The organism is Pseudoalteromonas sp. BSi20495 (genome assembly GCF_000241185.1).
In the GTDB taxonomy this organism is placed as follows: Bacteria; Pseudomonadota; Gammaproteobacteria; order Enterobacterales; family Alteromonadaceae; genus Pseudoalteromonas; species Pseudoalteromonas fuliginea.
The window spans coordinates 1-14,832 of sequence record NZ_BADY01000153.1 but is presented as its reverse complement, the minus strand read 5'-3'; the positions used below and the strand labels follow the sequence as shown (position 1 = coordinate 14,832).

The following is a 14,832-nucleotide window of genomic DNA, read 5'->3' as shown; positions in this document are numbered from 1 at the left end:
CTATAATAATTATAAGGATATAAGCGATGAAAAAAATTATATTGCCAGCTCTGCTTAGTGCTTTATTGAGCGGTTGCGCTCAACAACTCGGTGATGATGTTGCTAATCAAGAGCTACCTTTATTGAGCGCGAGTGAGGTAATTGCTAGTGCAACAGATGATGACTGGCGAGTAGTGGATGCTCAAAATATTTTAAAGATAACACTGCCAACGGGCGATGCGTACATTGAGCTTAATGAACAGCTTGCCCCAAAGCACGCTCAAAACATTAAAAAGTTAGTACGAGAAGGGTTTTATAAAAATACCAGCGTTTATCGGTTTGTTGAAGGTTTTGTAGCGCAAGGCGGGGACAGCTCGGGTAAAAAGTTAATTAAAACGGCAGACAAAACAGTCCCAGCTGAGTTTTATTTAACAACAAACAAACCACTTTTAATTACTGAGCTAAATGGCGACGGGTATGCACCAGTTACCGGCTTTTTAAACGGCTTTGCAGTAGCTCAAAACTCAGCACATACGCAAACATGGCAAGTGCATTGTAGTGGCGTGTTTGCAATGGCGCGCGACAACGATATAAATAGTGCGAACACGGAGTTTTTTGTAACGATAGGGCAAGGCCCGCGCTACCTTGATAAAAATATTACGGTGTTTGGTCGAGTGCTTGAAGGTATAGAGCATTTTAACCGTTTAGCGCGTACACCAACTGAAGGGAAAGCATTTAACCCAATTACAAATATACAAGTGCTTGGCGATGTACAAAGCGATAAAAGTATATTTAAAGTGATGAAAACAAACTCATCGGTGTTTAAAAACTTAATCAATGCTCGTAAAAACCGTGTTGAACCATGGTTTGTTAAAGCACATAACTACGTTGATGTGTGTGGTATGGCCATACCCACTAAGCGCGAAGTTATACCAATTCCAATAAATAGCTGATCTATTTTACTTGCTAAAACAACCCATTTCTTTGTTGTAAATTTCGCAAAGGGAACAACCATTTACATCAATTTACGCCTAGAACTGAATTATTTTTTCGGCGTAAAATTTAGATCACATACTTAATGGAATTGGTATTAATTAAAGAATGTAAAAAAGGAGCCTAGGCTCCTTTTTAATACTCATATTCCAGTTTAAAATAACCTACTGACGATTAATTTTAACTGCAAATGGCGTATCGTTATAATGCGTAGAGCGATACGGGTTTATATCAAGCCCACCGCGACGAGTGTAACGCGCGTAAACCTCTAACTCTTTAATATTAAGTTGTGTTGTTAAATCGCTATAAATACGCTCAACACACTGCTCATGAAATTCGTTATGCGTTCTGAACGAAATTAAATAACGCAATAACGACTCACGGCATATTTGCTCGCCTGTGTATCGTATAATTACACTTGCCCAGTCAGGCTGGGAGGTAATTAAACAGTTTGATTTAAGTAAATGGCTGTAGAGCGTTTCTGTTACTACGTTATCATTCTTTGCTTTAAGTGAATTAGCATCAATATCGTAATTATTAATCTCAATATCTAAATCATCAATACATTCACCTGGCAGCGCTGTACACGGTAAGCAATTGTAATCATCAGGATTATATAAAGTCACTTTGACAGGGCTGTTAACTGCGTTTGATAAATCATCAATTAAATGCTGTTTTACTATATCAATGCTTTCAAATCGGGTTTGGTTAAAGCTATTTAAATAAAGTTTAAACGACTTTGACTCAATAATATGGCTGCTTTGGCATTCAAAGGTAAATAAGGCCACGGCAACTTGCGGTTTACCTTTATTGTTTAGCCATGAAAGCTCGTAACCTGTCCAAATGTCTTGGCCTTTAAATGGAAGCTCTGCTTCGTCAATATTTAAAGCATCACGATTTAGTTTGCGCGCAATAGGGAAAAGCAAGCTTGGCGTGTACACATCTACATACTCAGTAGATTGGCCTAATACGCTACCTTTAAGGTCTGGAGAATTGCTGTAATCTGTCATGTTTGCTCTTAAATAGTTACAATAGGGACATTATATCTAATTTAAATGAGTTTCACAGTATGTCTGTTGCATTGCTTATAGAACAACTTCATCAAACATTTAGCGAAAATACCCTTAAAAACACTACAAAGTACCCACTTATTGCGCACGACGAGCAATGGCCAAGCCCATGTGAAGTTGGTGAGGTTGACGAGCAAGGAAACATTCAATGGCAGGGCGCGCGTCAGCAACCTGCAGGTTCGCTTAATGATTTAGCCAGTGCACTAGAACTTGAGTTTCCAAAAGCGCTTAGCGAGCTATACGGGCATATGTACGGTGGAAGTATTTTAGCAAGTATTGATGGGCATCAGGTTGAATTACTACAAGCATGGAACGAAGAAGACTTTCATTTGCTACAGCAAAATATAACGGGCCATGTTTTAATGAAACGCAAGCTCAAGCAACCAGAAACAGTATTTATTGGTTTAACTGATCAAGATGATTTACTAGTAAGTGTATTGGTGCACACTGGTGAAGTATGTTTAGAGCACGTAGGCAAAAAAACACACCATGTACTTGCACCTAACATTAATGCTTTTTTAAAGGCATTAGAGGTTTAAAACGTGTTTAATAAATCAGCTTAGCGTCATCACTAAGCTGATTTTAAGCACTCATTAAAGTGGTTACTGAAAATCCCACGATATATTAGACACTAAGCCACATGGCTCACACCTAAAGTCGAATAACCCAAACCACGATTCAGGTAATTTCCAGTCGCCATGACAACTAGGGCATTTTCGTTCAAGTTCAGACGCTTTATCTACGCCGCCTACACGGTATAAATAATAATAGGTTGGCTTTTTAGTTAAAAAACTAATTCGCTTTGTTATGTCTTTTCCACGTCTATATAGGTCGCTTTGGACACTCGATATTTCTTCAAGTGCCGGAAACTCACAACGGGTTGCGCCATTAATTTGAATTTGATCGCAGGCTTGCCAATCTTCTTGCCATTTTATAAGCGTTTTATAGTCACCATTAGCAATTGCCGGAATACGAAATAGCGGCACAGGCAAAAAGTCATCACCACAATAAAGCGGGCTGCACGTATGCACATAGGTTGTATATAAAATATAACTTGATGGTTCTTTGCAGCAATCAGCGCCGTTGGAGTGAATATCTTGTCCAATTACTTTTACTTTTGGCGCAAGTAGCCCAGCACTATGTAACTTTTCGATACTGTGCTTAACAAACGGGCTGTTATTTAGCGGGTGCATTGCATCTTCAGTAGGGCACATTACGCGGGTAATAAAAAATCCATCTTTTAAAACGGTTGGAAATTCTTCCCCCATTATTTGACCATTAAAACGCAGTGCATTTACTAAGCGATTTATTGCTTGTTCGGCTTGTTCTAGGGTGGTGTCTTGGTAGCAATCAAAAGTTAAATCAACAACGAACATTTATAGTCTCAAATTATTTTTGTTCTAGCAGCGCAAGAAGTTTATCGAGTTTTTGCTCAATTCTATCTAATTGACTTGTTTTAAGCTCAGTATTATCTGACTGCTGTGGGTTTCTCATGAAGTTATTAATTGAATCAGGATTGTTTTTATATTGGCTTACTGCTGCAATAATCATCGGCATTGGAACCGGTTGCGCCAAACGGCTTTTAGTTAGTGCTACAGTAGGGGTTTTGCCTTCATCGAGAAGGGCTTTGATTGCATCAAATACAACTGAATTCATTAGATATATAACTCTTTAATAAAATAAATACGCAGCATATAAATGCTGCGCAAATGCTATGTTAGCAATAAATAAGGGAGGGTACATTAAATAAATTACTTACTTTGACGAATGCGTACATCTAACTCGTCAATTACTTCACTCCAATCTCCATCTTCTGCAAGGGATTCAGCTAAAAAGTGTTGTTGTGCTTCATCCCAAAAAGAAGCTTCTTGGAGTCGTGTTGTGTCTTCTAATTCATGTGAGGCAATAAACGCATCTATTTGCTCATCACTATTTGGTAATCCAAGCTGTGCAAAAAGTGTGTTAATGTCGTGTTTTGTCGTATCCATGATATTGCTCCTTTAAATGAATGAAAACTCATACTAGTGCCTAACTGTACCTCTTGCTAGTTAAACTCTCGCTGAATTTACGGTTAATAATTTTAGGTATATAGTTAGGTTTAAAGTTAAACAGCCTATAGCTAAAATAATAAAGGAAATACAATGAGTGTAACCACACCAGCTGATACGTTCAGCGTACAGTATTTAGCTGCAGAAGATATTAGTACTGCAGCGAGCCTAATTTATCAGGCTTATCATGACGATCCTGTATTACTAAACATGCTTAGCTACAATGACGAAAATAAATCAGTTTACGAAAAAAAACTACGATCATTAATTCGCGAAGAACTCAGTAGTTTTTGGCAAGAAAAACAGCCACTAATTGGCCTATACCGCAACGATAAATTAAAAGCAGTAGCGTGTGTATTTGAATCTAATAGCCAATTACAAGCGCAGCGTTATTGGCACTGGCGTTTAAAATTAATGCTGAGTGCGGGCTACTTGCAAACAAATCAATTAATAGATAAAGAACAAACAATTAGAGACGCGCTTAAACAGAAAGGTAATTACTATTTTTTAGCTTTTATTGCCGTAGATCCGCATTTTCATGGGCAAGGATTTGGCCGTTACTTACTACGTGGGCTGGATGACTTAGTTAAATGTAACGCTGAGTCAACAGGGATGGCTGTATTTGTAACACGTAAGGAGCACATTGAATTTTTTAAAACTGAAAAGTTTGAAGCATTTAAACACCTTACTTTTAACCAAGTAGAGGGCGAATTACTGTTTAAATCAATAATTGAGCCAGCTATTTAAAATTATAATGTAAGCCAATGCGCCCAAACGGACATAAGGCCGTGAGACATCTCTTACATTGTTGTGAGCATAATCAGTTTAAGGCTACTATTAAGTGGCTTTTTTTAATTTAAGTTGCTGTTATTAAATGTTTATTTTGTTTTTTTCATTTTTGTGACGCTTATTTATTTAATGTTAAGTCCTATTACTCACACTCGTTTGCTTTAAACTTTACTTTGTCAAGAAGACATAGCTCAATGATTGAGTTACTGCCAAGGATATGGAATAGGCAACGTAGCGGACGCTAGCAGGAAGCAAAAAGGACAAGTTAACAAGGAAAGCAAGGACGAATAGGAAGTGCAAGGTGCGCTAAAGTAGCAGGAGCTACTTAAAGGATTACCACGGATGATGCTAAAGGATATAGCCAAGCGTTAGATTACGCATAGGCCAAGGTGGCGAGAGGACATAGCAGGATGCAAAAGTGGCAGGAGCTACTTCAAAGGATTACCAGGGATGATGCTACAGGATGTAGCTAAGCGTTAGTTTGCGTGGATTTGCCAAGATGGTTATGGATATTGCAGGATGCAATGTGAGGGTAGATAAGGCTGTTTACTCGTTCAGGGGATGATAATACGGATTAATAGATAACGGATATCTAGCAGGATGCAGTCCAATTGGGGCGTAACTTTAGTTACGCCTTAGTTTTTTGTGTTTGAGTAAATTTAATTTAGCCCTAAATTAAATCCATTTATATTTTATGGGGTGGAACAACCACACTTTTCAAAAACTCATTTTCCATAATTAACACACCTTGATAAGCATTTTCACCGTCACTTGAAAACTCAAATATAAATTCACTTTTAATGCCTGGCTTGCCGCTCTTTAAAAAACCAAAGCGGCGTTTTGTGCATGCAACACTCATTAACTGCACCTGCAGTTGCTCACTTTGACGTTTAGCATGAACGTTCGCCGCTTCAGCAACCTTTCGGTTAAGCCAAAATAAGTAAATTACACTACCAATAAGTATGAACGTCCATAAACTTGCCATTTAAGAGAATAACCTTCCAATTGCACGCGCGAGGGTTTCGCTACGATTTTCTTTACGTAATAAGCCTAATAAATGCGGGCGAATAGTCGGTATTGCAACTAAGTCAGCAAAAATACTTGGAAACAATTCTTCAATTTTTTGATGATGCGCGCAATTATCCATAAATACATGTAAGCGTTCAGGGTTTTCTAATTGCTTAAAACACCGCCCAGCTATTGTTAGTAACACGTCAGAGTCGTGCCTCACTGTTGAGCTTAGTACAGTGTCGACTAATTGAGCGCATAACCCTTGAGCTTGACCTTTTGAAATTGATCTTAGTGCTGCGGTTATAGCCACTGTGTCGTTGTCACTAATTGCACCCTGCGTGTAATCAACAAGTAACTCACTCATTGATGTTGGTATTTCAACGTGTTCAAGCATGGCACTGAGTGGCTGTAGTACTTCAATAGGTAAATGCGCCCATGCTTTTTGCAGATTACTTAAGTTTGTATCTCTGTCTAAGCGTAGTGCAAAATCGGCAATACCCTGTAGTGCAACACTTTGCCAATTATCAAAACCAATTTTACCGCTAAAGTACAGTTGTGCATGCTCGTAATACTGCGATGCAGGCTGTTTTAATAGTACTTTTACTTGGGCGTTAAATGCCGCTAATTTATTTGCGTTTGGTGTAAAAACATAAGGGTTATTATCAAGTTTTCCATCGGCTTGCTCACCTGTAATTTCAGTGCCTAGTGCTTGAATAACCATATCAGCAAAGTGATCGCGACTAGCACTTACCAGCATACTTTGCTCATCAAGTGGAAATTTTAAAAACCATACATACGGTTCTTTACTGGCTTTAATATCCCAAAATTGAATAGCGAGCCATGCATGACCAGCAAGTGGATAAGGGTAAGGCACTTGAGCTTGTTCAATAGCTAAAAATTGTTTTTTATCAAGCTTAGTAATGTGCCTGCCAATATCAAAAGCACGCCACTGAGTACCCGCACCATCTAAAAGCTGACCTAATGTAGCTATTTGATCACTCATTGTTTTCTCAACTGTTTTTACTGCAAAATTACATTAATTATACGTCATAGCCGCCTATGAGGGAACAGGGTATAATTGCATTACATATATAAAAGAGGGTGGTTATGTACCAGCAAACCCAAACTTATTTAGTGCAGCTAACGGCACTTTTACAAAAACACGCGCTTTGGCAAAGTGGGCCAATAGACGCTGAGGCACTGCTTTCAAATACTCCTTTTTGTCACGATACAATGGCATTTGAGCAGTGGTTACAGTTTGTATTTATTGAAAAAATACAGCAATTAATAACACATAGGCAACCACTGCCGCGTAACTTTGCTATTGCCCCTATGGCGCAAATGACACTTGTGAATAAAGCCGGAAGCGATGAAATAATTGAATTACTAACAGCCCTTGATACCTTTTTAGGAGAACCAAATGAGTGAGCGTCCAGCGCCTATTGAATATGGCGAGCTGACTATTTTGTATCAAGATGAAAACTATGTGGCTATAAATAAGCCTTCAGGTTTATTAGTGCATCGCTCGTTTTTAGATAAACACGAAACCCAGTTTGCTATGCAAATGTTGCGCGACCAGCTAGGGCAACATGTATTTCCAGTACATAGGCTCGATAGACCTACGTCGGGCGTATTACTGTTTGCATTGAGCTCGGAAGCAGCTCGCGATATGAACCAGCTATTTATTGAAGGTACTATTGCTAAGCGCTATTTAGCCTTAGTGCGCGGTTTTGCGCCAGAGTCAGTATTTTTAGATAAACCGCTTAAAGAAGAACTTGATAAAATAGCCGATAAGTTTGCAGATCAAGATAAAGCACCGCAAGAAGCGCAAACCCAGTTTAATTGCTTGCACCAAGCTGCATTGCCTATTCCTATAGGTAAGTATCCAACAGTGCGTTACTCGTTAGTTGAGTGTTTTCCAAAAACCGGGCGCAAGCATCAAATTCGCAGACACTTAAAGCACTTATCACTGCCTATTATTGGTGATGTAAATCACGGTGATAATCAGCATAATCAATTTTTTAGAGAGCATTTTGAACTAAGACGCTTAATGTTATTTGCAACAGAGCTTAGTTTTGTGCACCCTTATAGTAATGAATCAATAAAAATTAAAGCGCCACTAGGTGAAGACATGCTTGAAATATGTAAGCAGCTAGGTTGGCCAGAGCAAGAAAAGGATTATTAATGGCACATATTAGTATTTTTGTAGGCAGCGTTAATGGCGGTGCAGAGCGTTTAAGCGATGAAGTTGCAGCCACAATAGAGCAAGCGGGTCATACTGCAACGCTAATTACTGAAGCATCACTTGATGATATAAAAAATGCATCGCATATTTTAATTGTTACCTCCACAACAGGCCAAGGTGATGTACCGAGTAATTTGGCCGGATTGTACTTTGCAATGAATAGCACTTTCCCAATGCTTACCGATAAACCATTTGGTGTAATTGCAATGGGTGACAGATGCTACGGCGATACATTTTGTGGCGCAGGGCGTAGCTTTGACGAGTTACTACGCGATTTACAAGCAAAGCCTGTGGGCAACCGCCTAGAAATAGATGCATGTGAAGATTTTGAACCATGGCCAGTAACCGAGCCTTGGTTAAAAGTATGGCTAGAAAAACTACCTGTTTAATCCTTAACTTTAAGGTATTAAAAAAGGAGCGCATGCGCTCCTTTTTGCTTTTTTACTTTTAATATAGTTTTATAAATTAACTACTTCTGACATCTACTTTAAGTTTTAGCTTTTGGCCCGGTTGTAAGTATTTTTGACCGGCTAAATTATTCCACTTAATAATTTCGTTAACGCTTAGATTAAACTTAGACGCAATACGTGCAAGAGAATCACCTCGGCGTACTTTGTATGTAATAGTACGGTTGGTGCTTGCCGTTGCTTGTGGTTTATTAGCTGACTTATACACAGTTAGTTTTTGATTTAGGCGCAATACAGAGTTTTTCTTTAGTTTATTCCATTTAGCCAACTCATCCATAGTTACGTCATATTCGCGGCTAATGTCCCATAACGTGTCGCCACTTTTAACTGTGTGCGAAAGCTTTGTGCGAGTTGCTTTATTAGCAGCTAAACGCATCTGCTTTGGTAAATGCTCACTATTTATAGCGCCATCAGTAAGCGGGACTAATAATTCTTGGCCTACTTTAATCGTATTTGATTTGAGTTTATTAAGCGATCGGATTGCGCTTGAGCTTGTTGTAAACTTTTTGGCAATTACCGATAAGCTGTCGCCTCGAGCCACAATATAACGCTGCCAGCGTAATCTGTTTTTAACATCAGTGTTTGCTAGTTTTTGGCTAAATTCCTCTGCTTTATCAACAGGCAATAATAAAGAATGTGGGCCATTGGGATCAGTTGCCCAGCGATTAAAACCGGGGTTTAATCTGTATAGCTCAGTAAGCGTCATATCAGCCATATCAGCAGCAAGTGCTAAATCTATTTGCGAGCCAACATCAACCACTTCAACCACTTGTGCATTAATTACTGGTTGCCATGTAACGTTAAAATCATCTGAGCGTTTTAATAAATCGGCAAGTGCTAATAACTTTGGTACGTAGGCTGTTGTTTCGCTTGGTAAATCAAGAGACCAAAAATCGGTAGGTAAATGCTTTTTACGATTCTTTTTAATCGCGCGCATTAAACGCCCTTCACCTGAATTATAAGCAGCAATCGCATTTAGCCAATCGCCTTCAAGTGTTTTATGTAAATACGATAAGTAATCAAGTGCTGCGCGAGTCGACTGCACTATGTCGCGACGACCGTCGTACCACCAGTTTTGTTTTAAATCGAATCGCTCACCGGTTGCAGGCATAAACTGCCAAATGCCCGATGCGCTGCGATTAGAATAACCAAACGGGTCAAATGCACTTTCTACAATAGGCAGTAGTGCAATTTCGATTGGCATTTCGCGCTTTTCTACTTCTTCAACAATAAAGTGTAAGTAAGGCTCTGCACGTTTAGAAATACGATCTAAATAGGCTTGGTGGCGAGCATAATAATTACGTTCAGTAACAACAGGGCGGTTTTGCGGTATTTCGATAGAAAGTTGGTAGCGAATTCGCTCCCACACATCATCAAACACGGGAGCTTCTTGCTCATCAGGGTCGACTTGCTGATATTGTGCGTTTACCATCAATGCATTGTTAATGTCGTTAGGACTTGCGCCTTCGAGTTGTTGGTTTGTTTGCATGGCGACTTGAGAGTCTGAGTCTAAAGTTGTCACAGTTTGACAACCACTTAGCGCTAACGCCAAGGCTATTAATAGGGGAGATTTATTCATAAATACCAATACATCGGGTAAAAAACTCGGCGAATACTACCTGTTATGAGTTAACATTGCCACTGAATGACTTTTTAAAACGCAGAAATAGAATCATCACTATATCTTAAGTTAATGATTCTAATAAAATAAATGTTAAAGTATTAGTTTGTGCATTAAAAATTGTCTTTGAACTGCCTCAGACTCGCAAAGTTTCCCCAAGGTTCATTGTTTTTTGTAACCGAGGTAAACTCTTCTGGCACTAACTCTGTAATGGTTGGCAAATCGCTACGCATAAATGGATTTATTTTTAGCTCTTGGCCAATAGAAGTGGGTAGGGAGATTTGGTTATTACTGCGTAATTCATCTACTTTTTTACTGTACGCAAGGAGTTCTGGGTTACGTGGTTCAACGGCTTTGGCAAAGGCAAGGTTAGCTTGCGTGTATTCGTGCGTGCAATACACACTGCAGCTTGCAGGCAGCTCTCTTAGTTTATTAAAAGACTCCCACATTTGCTCTGGCATGCCTTCAAATAAGCGCCCACATCCACCGCTAAACAATGTATCGCCGGTAAAAGCAAGTTCATCATTTGTGTAACAAATATGATCAAGCGTGTGTCCAGGAGTTGCTAAAATAGTAAAGTTAATATTAAGCACACTGATGCTTTGTCCATCAGTGAGTGCGTGAGTGACGCCTTTAAATGGACTATTTGCAGGGCCATAAACCGATATATCTGGATAGGCGTCAACTAATTCAGCTACGCCATCAGTGTGGTCGTAGTGATGATGCGTAATTAAAATGCCACCAAGCGTTAGTTTATGCTCAGCTAAGTACGTTAATACGGGATGCGCTTGGCCTGGATCGACGACCCATGCTTGGTTACTGTTATCGGTAGTTAAACACCAAATGTAATTATCAGAAAAGGCTTTAATTGCTTTGACTTGCACCATGGTAAATTGCTCTATAAAGTGACACTTATCGCATAGTATAACGAGCTCAAAAAATGAAACCAGCCCTTAGTTTTCAAGAAGGACCCAAACCACTGTCGTGGCAGCAGTTTCCTCATGGGGATTATTTGCGTGCAGATATTGAACGCAAAATGGAGCAATGGCTGCCGCGTATGTTTGGCTATCATATGCTTAAGTTGGGTAATTTAAGTGGCGAATTAAACACAAGTATAAGTACGATTAAACATCAAGTGTGTGTTGCAGAGCCAGGACCTTACACCGGGGTAGTTGCTGACATAGATGAACTGCCATTTTACGAGCACAGTATTGATGCTTGCATACTAAGCCATTGCTTAGAGTATCATTCAGACCCGCATCATATTTTACGAGAAGCACATCGCACGCTTATTCCGGGCGGTTATATACTCGTGACTGGTTTTAATCCGTTTAGTTTGTGCGGGCTTGCACAAATGCTGCCTTTTAGTGGTCAGAAATTACCATGGACAGGGCGCTTTTTTACCCCTGCGAGGGTTAAAGATTGGCTAAATTTATTGGGTTTTGAAATTGTAAGTGACGAACGTTTTATTTATTCATCACTGGCAAGAGGTAACAGGTTATCAAGATTTGAGTTTTGGCGGACTTTTGCAAAACAGTATTTAAAACCAATGGGCAGTGTTTATATGCTGGTGGCACGAAAAAGAGTTGCGCCACTTACGCCGATAAAACCTAAGTGGCATGCAAGGCCGCAGTTTGCACCCGTAAAAGGGGCAGGGCTTAGGCAAACCTCTAAGCAGCATTACAAAACGTGTGACCAAAAAAATAATACCAATTGCATTAAATAAGTGATCTATTATAGCGCTAAGAAAATAGCACATTAACAAGGCGAAAATTGTGACATATAGTTGTTCTATATGAATAATTTTTAACGCAGTTAGTGAGTTATTTAATGCGATAGAATGAACATGTTTTTAATAAATTGGTATAACAACTAGCTTAGAATAAATTTAAGGCTGGTAGCCTACATCTTCTAGTAAATCTTTACTGCCTGCGGCATCGCGCGCTAAATCGTCAACTATTTCGTTGTACTTATGGCCGCTATGCCCTTTAACCCATTTCCAGGTTACATTGTGCTCGCTACAGGCTTTATCTAGGCGTTTCCATAAATCGACGTTTTTAACCGGCTTTTTAGCTGATGTTAACCAGCCACGTTTTTTCCAGTTAGTGATCCACGATTCAATACCTTGCTTAACATATTGGCTATCGGTTGTTAGATTTACTTCGCATTCTCGAGTGAGTGATTCTAGGGCTACAATAGCCGCGAGCATTTCCATTCGGTTATTCGTTGTGAGTTTATAACCTTGGCTCATTTCTTTTTCGTGACCGTTATAAATCATAAAAATACCATAACCGCCGGGGCCTGGATTACCTAAACATGAGCCATCGGTGTAAATCTCTACGGTTTTTTGCACTGTTTTACCTTGATCTTATGTACAATAAAGTGATTATAGAAAGATACCAGAATCAGGCTAAATTCGATATGGCACGTAGACAAATAGTTTTAGATACAGAAACCACCGGCATCGACCCTAAACAAGGGCACCGTATTATAGAAATTGGGTGTGTAGAGTTAGTAAATCGCCGTTTAACAGGCAATAACTTTCACGTTTATATAAACCCACAACGCCCAAGCGAAGAAGAAGCAATCGACGTTCACGGTATCACTAACGAATTTTTACGTGATAAACCACTGTTTCATCAAATCGCGCAAGAGTTTTTCGACTATATTGAAGGGGCTGAACTAGTTATTCATAATGCGCCGTTCGATGTTGGTCATATGGATAACGAATTTGCGTTGCTTAATCAGGGTTATCCTAAAACGAGTACGTTTTGTGAAGTTCTTGACACGCTTAAAATGGCGCGTGACTTGCATCCAGGTCAAAAGAACAATCTTGATGCTTTATGTCGTCGTTACGATGTAGATAACGCCAAGCGAACGCTTCACGGTGCGTTACTGGATTCTGAGATTTTAGCTGATGTTTACCTTGCCATGACGGGCGGTCAAACAAAACTAAATTTGAATCAAAACAAAGATGACGGCAGCGAGCAGCGAAAGGGGGGTATAAAGCGTTTAAATAGTGACAGAGCCCCACTAGTTGTATTGCGAGCAAGCGATGCTGAGCAAAGCGCACACGAAGCCCGATTAGATCTTGTAAATAAAGAAGGCGGCCAATGTTTATGGCGCGCTGAATAAGGCCATAATATGAAAACGATGTGTTTTGTAACTGTGCTAATAGCGGTTAGCTGTTTTACAAATAATGCTTATAGCGCTAAGCAAGTGGAAGTACTTAAACGCGATGGCCAACAAAATGAAATACCTTTATTAGAAAATCGTTTTCGTATAGATAGTCAAATTGATGAAATAACGTTACTTTTTTTTAGAAAGGCAGGTACACCTGCTGTTATTTTAGTAAGGCCAGATGGCAGTAAATACTTTGCTCCCGACTCAGTTAAAGATCCTAACATTGAATGGTTTGATGAACTTAACTACGATCTCGTTACAATTAAAAAGCCAACGCCTGGGCCTTGGCAAGTTATAGGCAGCATATTACCAGATAGTCGAATCGTGGTATTAGGTGAGGTGTCGTTGCAGGCAGAGTCGTTACCATCTGTGTTATTTAGAGGCGAATCTGTAAAGGTTACGGGTAGAGTATTAAATGATGGCGAACCAATTAATGCTAACTTATTTAAAGATGTGGTTAGTTTACATGTCGATTTTGTCAGTACTAACAACGAGAGTTTTGCGAATTTCGGTGCTGGTATACAAGAAGTTGCTGAGTTTAAAGATGATGGTCGTGGGTTTGATGAACGACCAAAAGATGGTGTATTTACCGGTGAATTTAAATTAGATTTCCCTGCAGGAGAGTGGACACCAGAACTTTACATTGCGACTCCTTTGCTACAAAGGCGTATAACCCAAAAAGCACTTATTATTCATGAGCCGCCTTTTGAGTTTGATATAGCTTTAGCTAAAGAGGATTTTGATGATCATATTTTAGCTATAACTATTGATGCAAACATTGTTAAACCTGAAACCGTGATAATTCAGGGCAAAATATATTATCCCAATAATGAAGAACAAATGTTTACTATTGATGCAATAGCAAATGTATCACGCCAGCTTACGATAAAAAATTATGACTGGGGTCGGTATAGTGTTGAACTGTCTGTTTTTGGCACTAATATAAATGATCGTGAATTTATGGCAACGCTACCCACATATAAATTTGAGATAGAACGACCCATAGAAGCGGTGCCCGAAATTGACCCTGCAACGATTATTACGCCTGATGAAATGATTAAAAGCGATCCTGATGAAGGAAAAATGACCACATCAACAATAATTAGTTTGATTGTCGGCTGTAATATATTCATATTATTGGTTGGTTGGCTGTTAATTCGTATATTTGTTCAGAAAAAGTCGATTAAATTTAACGTCAGGCTGCCTTTTTTAAAGAAAAAGAAAGCAAGTGAAGATGACGTTACTGACTCAGAAAAAAATCAAGTCGGTAAAAATGGCTCAAAAAGTGACAAATCAGGTGAAATTTTAAACCTTTCGATGACAGATGACTAAAAAACCTATAAAAAAACAAAAAAGCCCTTGACGAAATAGGGGTTGGTTCGTATTATTCACGCCGCTGTCAGGGAGACCTAAACAGCAACGAAAA

The 14,832-nt window shown here is 39.2% G+C and carries 18 protein-coding genes; 9 read left to right on the top strand and 9 right to left on the bottom strand.

Translation table 11 applies throughout. The annotated features are described in order from the left end of the window. Positions 1 to 26: 26 nt before the first annotated feature. Positions 27 to 932 (top strand): peptidylprolyl isomerase, encoded by a 906-nt coding sequence (locus P20495_RS03490; RefSeq protein WP_008138511.1) that lies wholly within the window; start codon positions 27 to 29, stop codon positions 930 to 932. A gap of 204 nt (positions 933 to 1,136) precedes the next feature. Here the strand turns inward: P20495_RS03490 and queF are convergent, their stop codons facing one another. Further along, positions 1,137 to 1,982, bottom strand: a complete 846-nt coding sequence (gene queF / locus P20495_RS03495) for an NADPH-dependent 7-cyano-7-deazaguanine reductase QueF (RefSeq protein ID WP_007378196.1) — start codon at positions 1,980 to 1,982, stop codon at positions 1,137 to 1,139. A gap of 59 nt (positions 1,983 to 2,041) precedes the next feature. Here queF and syd point away from each other — a divergent pair, with 59 nt between their 5' ends. Next, positions 2,042 to 2,581, top strand: a complete 540-nt coding sequence (gene syd / locus P20495_RS03500; RefSeq protein WP_007378197.1) for a SecY-interacting protein — start codon at positions 2,042 to 2,044, stop codon at positions 2,579 to 2,581. Positions 2,582 to 2,644: 63 nt separating this feature from the next. Here syd and P20495_RS03505 read toward each other — a convergent pair whose 3' ends face one another. The 3 genes from P20495_RS03505 to P20495_RS03515 all read right to left on the bottom strand — a co-directional run bounded on the left by P20495_RS03505 (position 2,645) and on the right by P20495_RS03515 (position 4,030). Next, positions 2,645 to 3,418, bottom strand: a complete 774-nt coding sequence (locus P20495_RS03505) for a Zn-ribbon-containing protein (RefSeq protein WP_008138509.1) — start codon at positions 3,416 to 3,418, stop codon at positions 2,645 to 2,647. 13 nt (positions 3,419 to 3,431) lie between these two features. Continuing rightward, the gene (locus tag P20495_RS03510) at positions 3,432 to 3,698 is read right to left on the bottom strand and encodes a hypothetical protein (protein WP_007378199.1); all 267 of its coding nucleotides are present in this window, start codon (positions 3,696 to 3,698) and stop codon (positions 3,432 to 3,434) included. Between the two features lie 95 nt (positions 3,699 to 3,793). Continuing rightward, a complete protein-coding gene (locus P20495_RS03515) occupies positions 3,794 to 4,030 on the bottom strand; it encodes a DUF2789 domain-containing protein (RefSeq protein WP_008138507.1) in 237 nt (78 codons plus the stop codon). Positions 4,031 to 4,183: 153 nt separating this feature from the next. Here P20495_RS03515 and P20495_RS03520 point away from each other — a divergent pair, with 153 nt between their 5' ends. Beyond that, positions 4,184 to 4,837 carry a GNAT family N-acetyltransferase gene (locus P20495_RS03520; RefSeq protein ID WP_008138505.1) on the top strand — a complete coding sequence of 218 codons (654 nt, stop codon included), beginning with the start codon at positions 4,184 to 4,186 and terminating at the stop codon, positions 4,835 to 4,837. Positions 4,838 to 5,564: 727 nt separating this feature from the next. Here P20495_RS03520 and P20495_RS03525 read toward each other — a convergent pair. Both P20495_RS03525 and P20495_RS03530 read right to left on the bottom strand, forming a co-directional pair. Then, the gene (locus tag P20495_RS03525; protein ID WP_007378202.1) at positions 5,565 to 5,864 is read right to left on the bottom strand and encodes a DUF3301 domain-containing protein; all 300 of its coding nucleotides are present in this window, start codon (positions 5,862 to 5,864) and stop codon (positions 5,565 to 5,567) included. Next, positions 5,865 to 6,893 carry a DUF3549 family protein gene (locus tag P20495_RS03530; RefSeq protein ID WP_008138503.1) on the bottom strand — a complete coding sequence of 343 codons (1,029 nt, stop codon included), beginning with the start codon at positions 6,891 to 6,893 and terminating at the stop codon, positions 5,865 to 5,867. It abuts the gene before it with no gap. Between the two features lie 104 nt (positions 6,894 to 6,997). Between P20495_RS03530 and P20495_RS03535 the strand changes: the two genes are divergently transcribed. Genes P20495_RS03535 through P20495_RS03545 form a run of 3 tightly spaced genes read left to right on the top strand, consistent with a single transcriptional unit; the run spans position 6,998 to position 8,524 of the window. Continuing rightward, positions 6,998 to 7,318 (top strand): YqcC family protein, encoded by a 321-nt coding sequence (locus P20495_RS03535; RefSeq protein WP_008138501.1) that lies wholly within the window; start codon positions 6,998 to 7,000, stop codon positions 7,316 to 7,318. Then, positions 7,311 to 8,075 (top strand): tRNA pseudouridine(65) synthase TruC, encoded by a 765-nt coding sequence (gene truC / locus P20495_RS03540; RefSeq protein ID WP_007378205.1) that lies wholly within the window; start codon positions 7,311 to 7,313, stop codon positions 8,073 to 8,075. Before P20495_RS03535 ends, truC begins: the two co-directional genes overlap by 8 nt. Then, positions 8,075 to 8,524: a flavodoxin gene (locus P20495_RS03545; RefSeq protein ID WP_008138499.1), complete on the top strand. Its 450-nt coding sequence runs from the start codon at positions 8,075 to 8,077 to the stop codon at positions 8,522 to 8,524. The genes truC and P20495_RS03545 overlap by 1 nt, the downstream gene beginning before the upstream one ends. Before the next feature lie 76 nt (positions 8,525 to 8,600). Here P20495_RS03545 and P20495_RS03550 read toward each other — a convergent pair whose 3' ends face one another. Together P20495_RS03550 and gloB are read right to left on the bottom strand one after the other, a co-directional pair. Then, positions 8,601 to 10,181 (bottom strand): LysM peptidoglycan-binding domain-containing protein, encoded by a 1,581-nt coding sequence (locus P20495_RS03550; RefSeq protein ID WP_008138497.1) that lies wholly within the window; start codon positions 10,179 to 10,181, stop codon positions 8,601 to 8,603. Positions 10,182 to 10,336: 155 nt separating this feature from the next. Continuing rightward, entirely contained in the window at positions 10,337 to 11,110 is a 774-nt protein-coding gene (gene gloB, locus P20495_RS03555) for a hydroxyacylglutathione hydrolase (protein WP_008138496.1), read from the bottom strand. Positions 11,111 to 11,163: 53 nt separating this feature from the next. Between gloB and P20495_RS03560 the strand changes: the two genes are divergently transcribed. Then, the gene (locus P20495_RS03560; protein WP_008138494.1) at positions 11,164 to 11,949 is read left to right on the top strand and encodes a class I SAM-dependent methyltransferase; all 786 of its coding nucleotides are present in this window, start codon (positions 11,164 to 11,166) and stop codon (positions 11,947 to 11,949) included. A gap of 162 nt (positions 11,950 to 12,111) precedes the next feature. Here the strand turns inward: P20495_RS03560 and rnhA are convergent, their stop codons facing one another. Next, entirely contained in the window at positions 12,112 to 12,576 is a 465-nt protein-coding gene (gene rnhA / locus P20495_RS03565; protein WP_007378210.1) for a ribonuclease HI, read from the bottom strand. A 68-nt stretch (positions 12,577 to 12,644) separates the two neighbouring features. Here rnhA and dnaQ point away from each other — a divergent pair, with 68 nt between their 5' ends. Together dnaQ and P20495_RS03575 are read left to right on the top strand one after the other, a co-directional pair. Further along, the gene (gene dnaQ, locus P20495_RS03570) at positions 12,645 to 13,358 is read left to right on the top strand and encodes a DNA polymerase III subunit epsilon (RefSeq protein ID WP_007378211.1); all 714 of its coding nucleotides are present in this window, start codon (positions 12,645 to 12,647) and stop codon (positions 13,356 to 13,358) included. Between the two features lie 9 nt (positions 13,359 to 13,367). After that, positions 13,368 to 14,738: a TIGR03503 family protein gene (locus P20495_RS03575; RefSeq protein ID WP_008138491.1), complete on the top strand. Its 1,371-nt coding sequence runs from the start codon at positions 13,368 to 13,370 to the stop codon at positions 14,736 to 14,738. The last annotated feature ends 94 nt before the right edge of the window (positions 14,739 to 14,832 follow it).

Coding starts and splice junctions, on each gene's coding strand:
- P20495_RS03520 (WP_008138505.1), top strand. CDS start 4,184: ATGAGTGTAACCACACCAGCTGATACGTTCAGCGTACAGTATTTAGCT.
- P20495_RS03525 (WP_007378202.1), bottom strand. CDS start 5,864: ATGGCAAGTTTATGGACGTTCATACTTATTGGTAGTGTAATTTACTTA.
- P20495_RS03550 (WP_008138497.1), bottom strand. CDS start 10,181: ATGAATAAATCTCCCCTATTAATAGCCTTGGCGTTAGCGCTAAGTGGT.
- P20495_RS03560 (WP_008138494.1), top strand. CDS start 11,164: ATGAAACCAGCCCTTAGTTTTCAAGAAGGACCCAAACCACTGTCGTGG.
- P20495_RS03535 (WP_008138501.1), top strand. CDS start 6,998: ATGTACCAGCAAACCCAAACTTATTTAGTGCAGCTAACGGCACTTTTA.
- dnaQ (WP_007378211.1), top strand. CDS start 12,645: ATGGCACGTAGACAAATAGTTTTAGATACAGAAACCACCGGCATCGAC.
- P20495_RS03530 (WP_008138503.1), bottom strand. CDS start 6,893: ATGAGTGATCAAATAGCTACATTAGGTCAGCTTTTAGATGGTGCGGGT.
- queF (WP_007378196.1), bottom strand. CDS start 1,982: ATGACAGATTACAGCAATTCTCCAGACCTTAAAGGTAGCGTATTAGGC.
- P20495_RS03490 (WP_008138511.1), top strand. CDS start 27: ATGAAAAAAATTATATTGCCAGCTCTGCTTAGTGCTTTATTGAGCGGT.
- gloB (WP_008138496.1), bottom strand. CDS start 11,110: ATGGTGCAAGTCAAAGCAATTAAAGCCTTTTCTGATAATTACATTTGG.
- P20495_RS03545 (WP_008138499.1), top strand. CDS start 8,075: ATGGCACATATTAGTATTTTTGTAGGCAGCGTTAATGGCGGTGCAGAG.
- truC (WP_007378205.1), top strand. CDS start 7,311: ATGAGTGAGCGTCCAGCGCCTATTGAATATGGCGAGCTGACTATTTTG.
- P20495_RS03575 (WP_008138491.1), top strand. CDS start 13,368: ATGAAAACGATGTGTTTTGTAACTGTGCTAATAGCGGTTAGCTGTTTT.
- P20495_RS03515 (WP_008138507.1), bottom strand. CDS start 4,030: ATGGATACGACAAAACACGACATTAACACACTTTTTGCACAGCTTGGA.
- syd (WP_007378197.1), top strand. CDS start 2,042: ATGTCTGTTGCATTGCTTATAGAACAACTTCATCAAACATTTAGCGAA.
- P20495_RS03510 (WP_007378199.1), bottom strand. CDS start 3,698: ATGAATTCAGTTGTATTTGATGCAATCAAAGCCCTTCTCGATGAAGGC.
- P20495_RS03505 (WP_008138509.1), bottom strand. CDS start 3,418: ATGTTCGTTGTTGATTTAACTTTTGATTGCTACCAAGACACCACCCTA.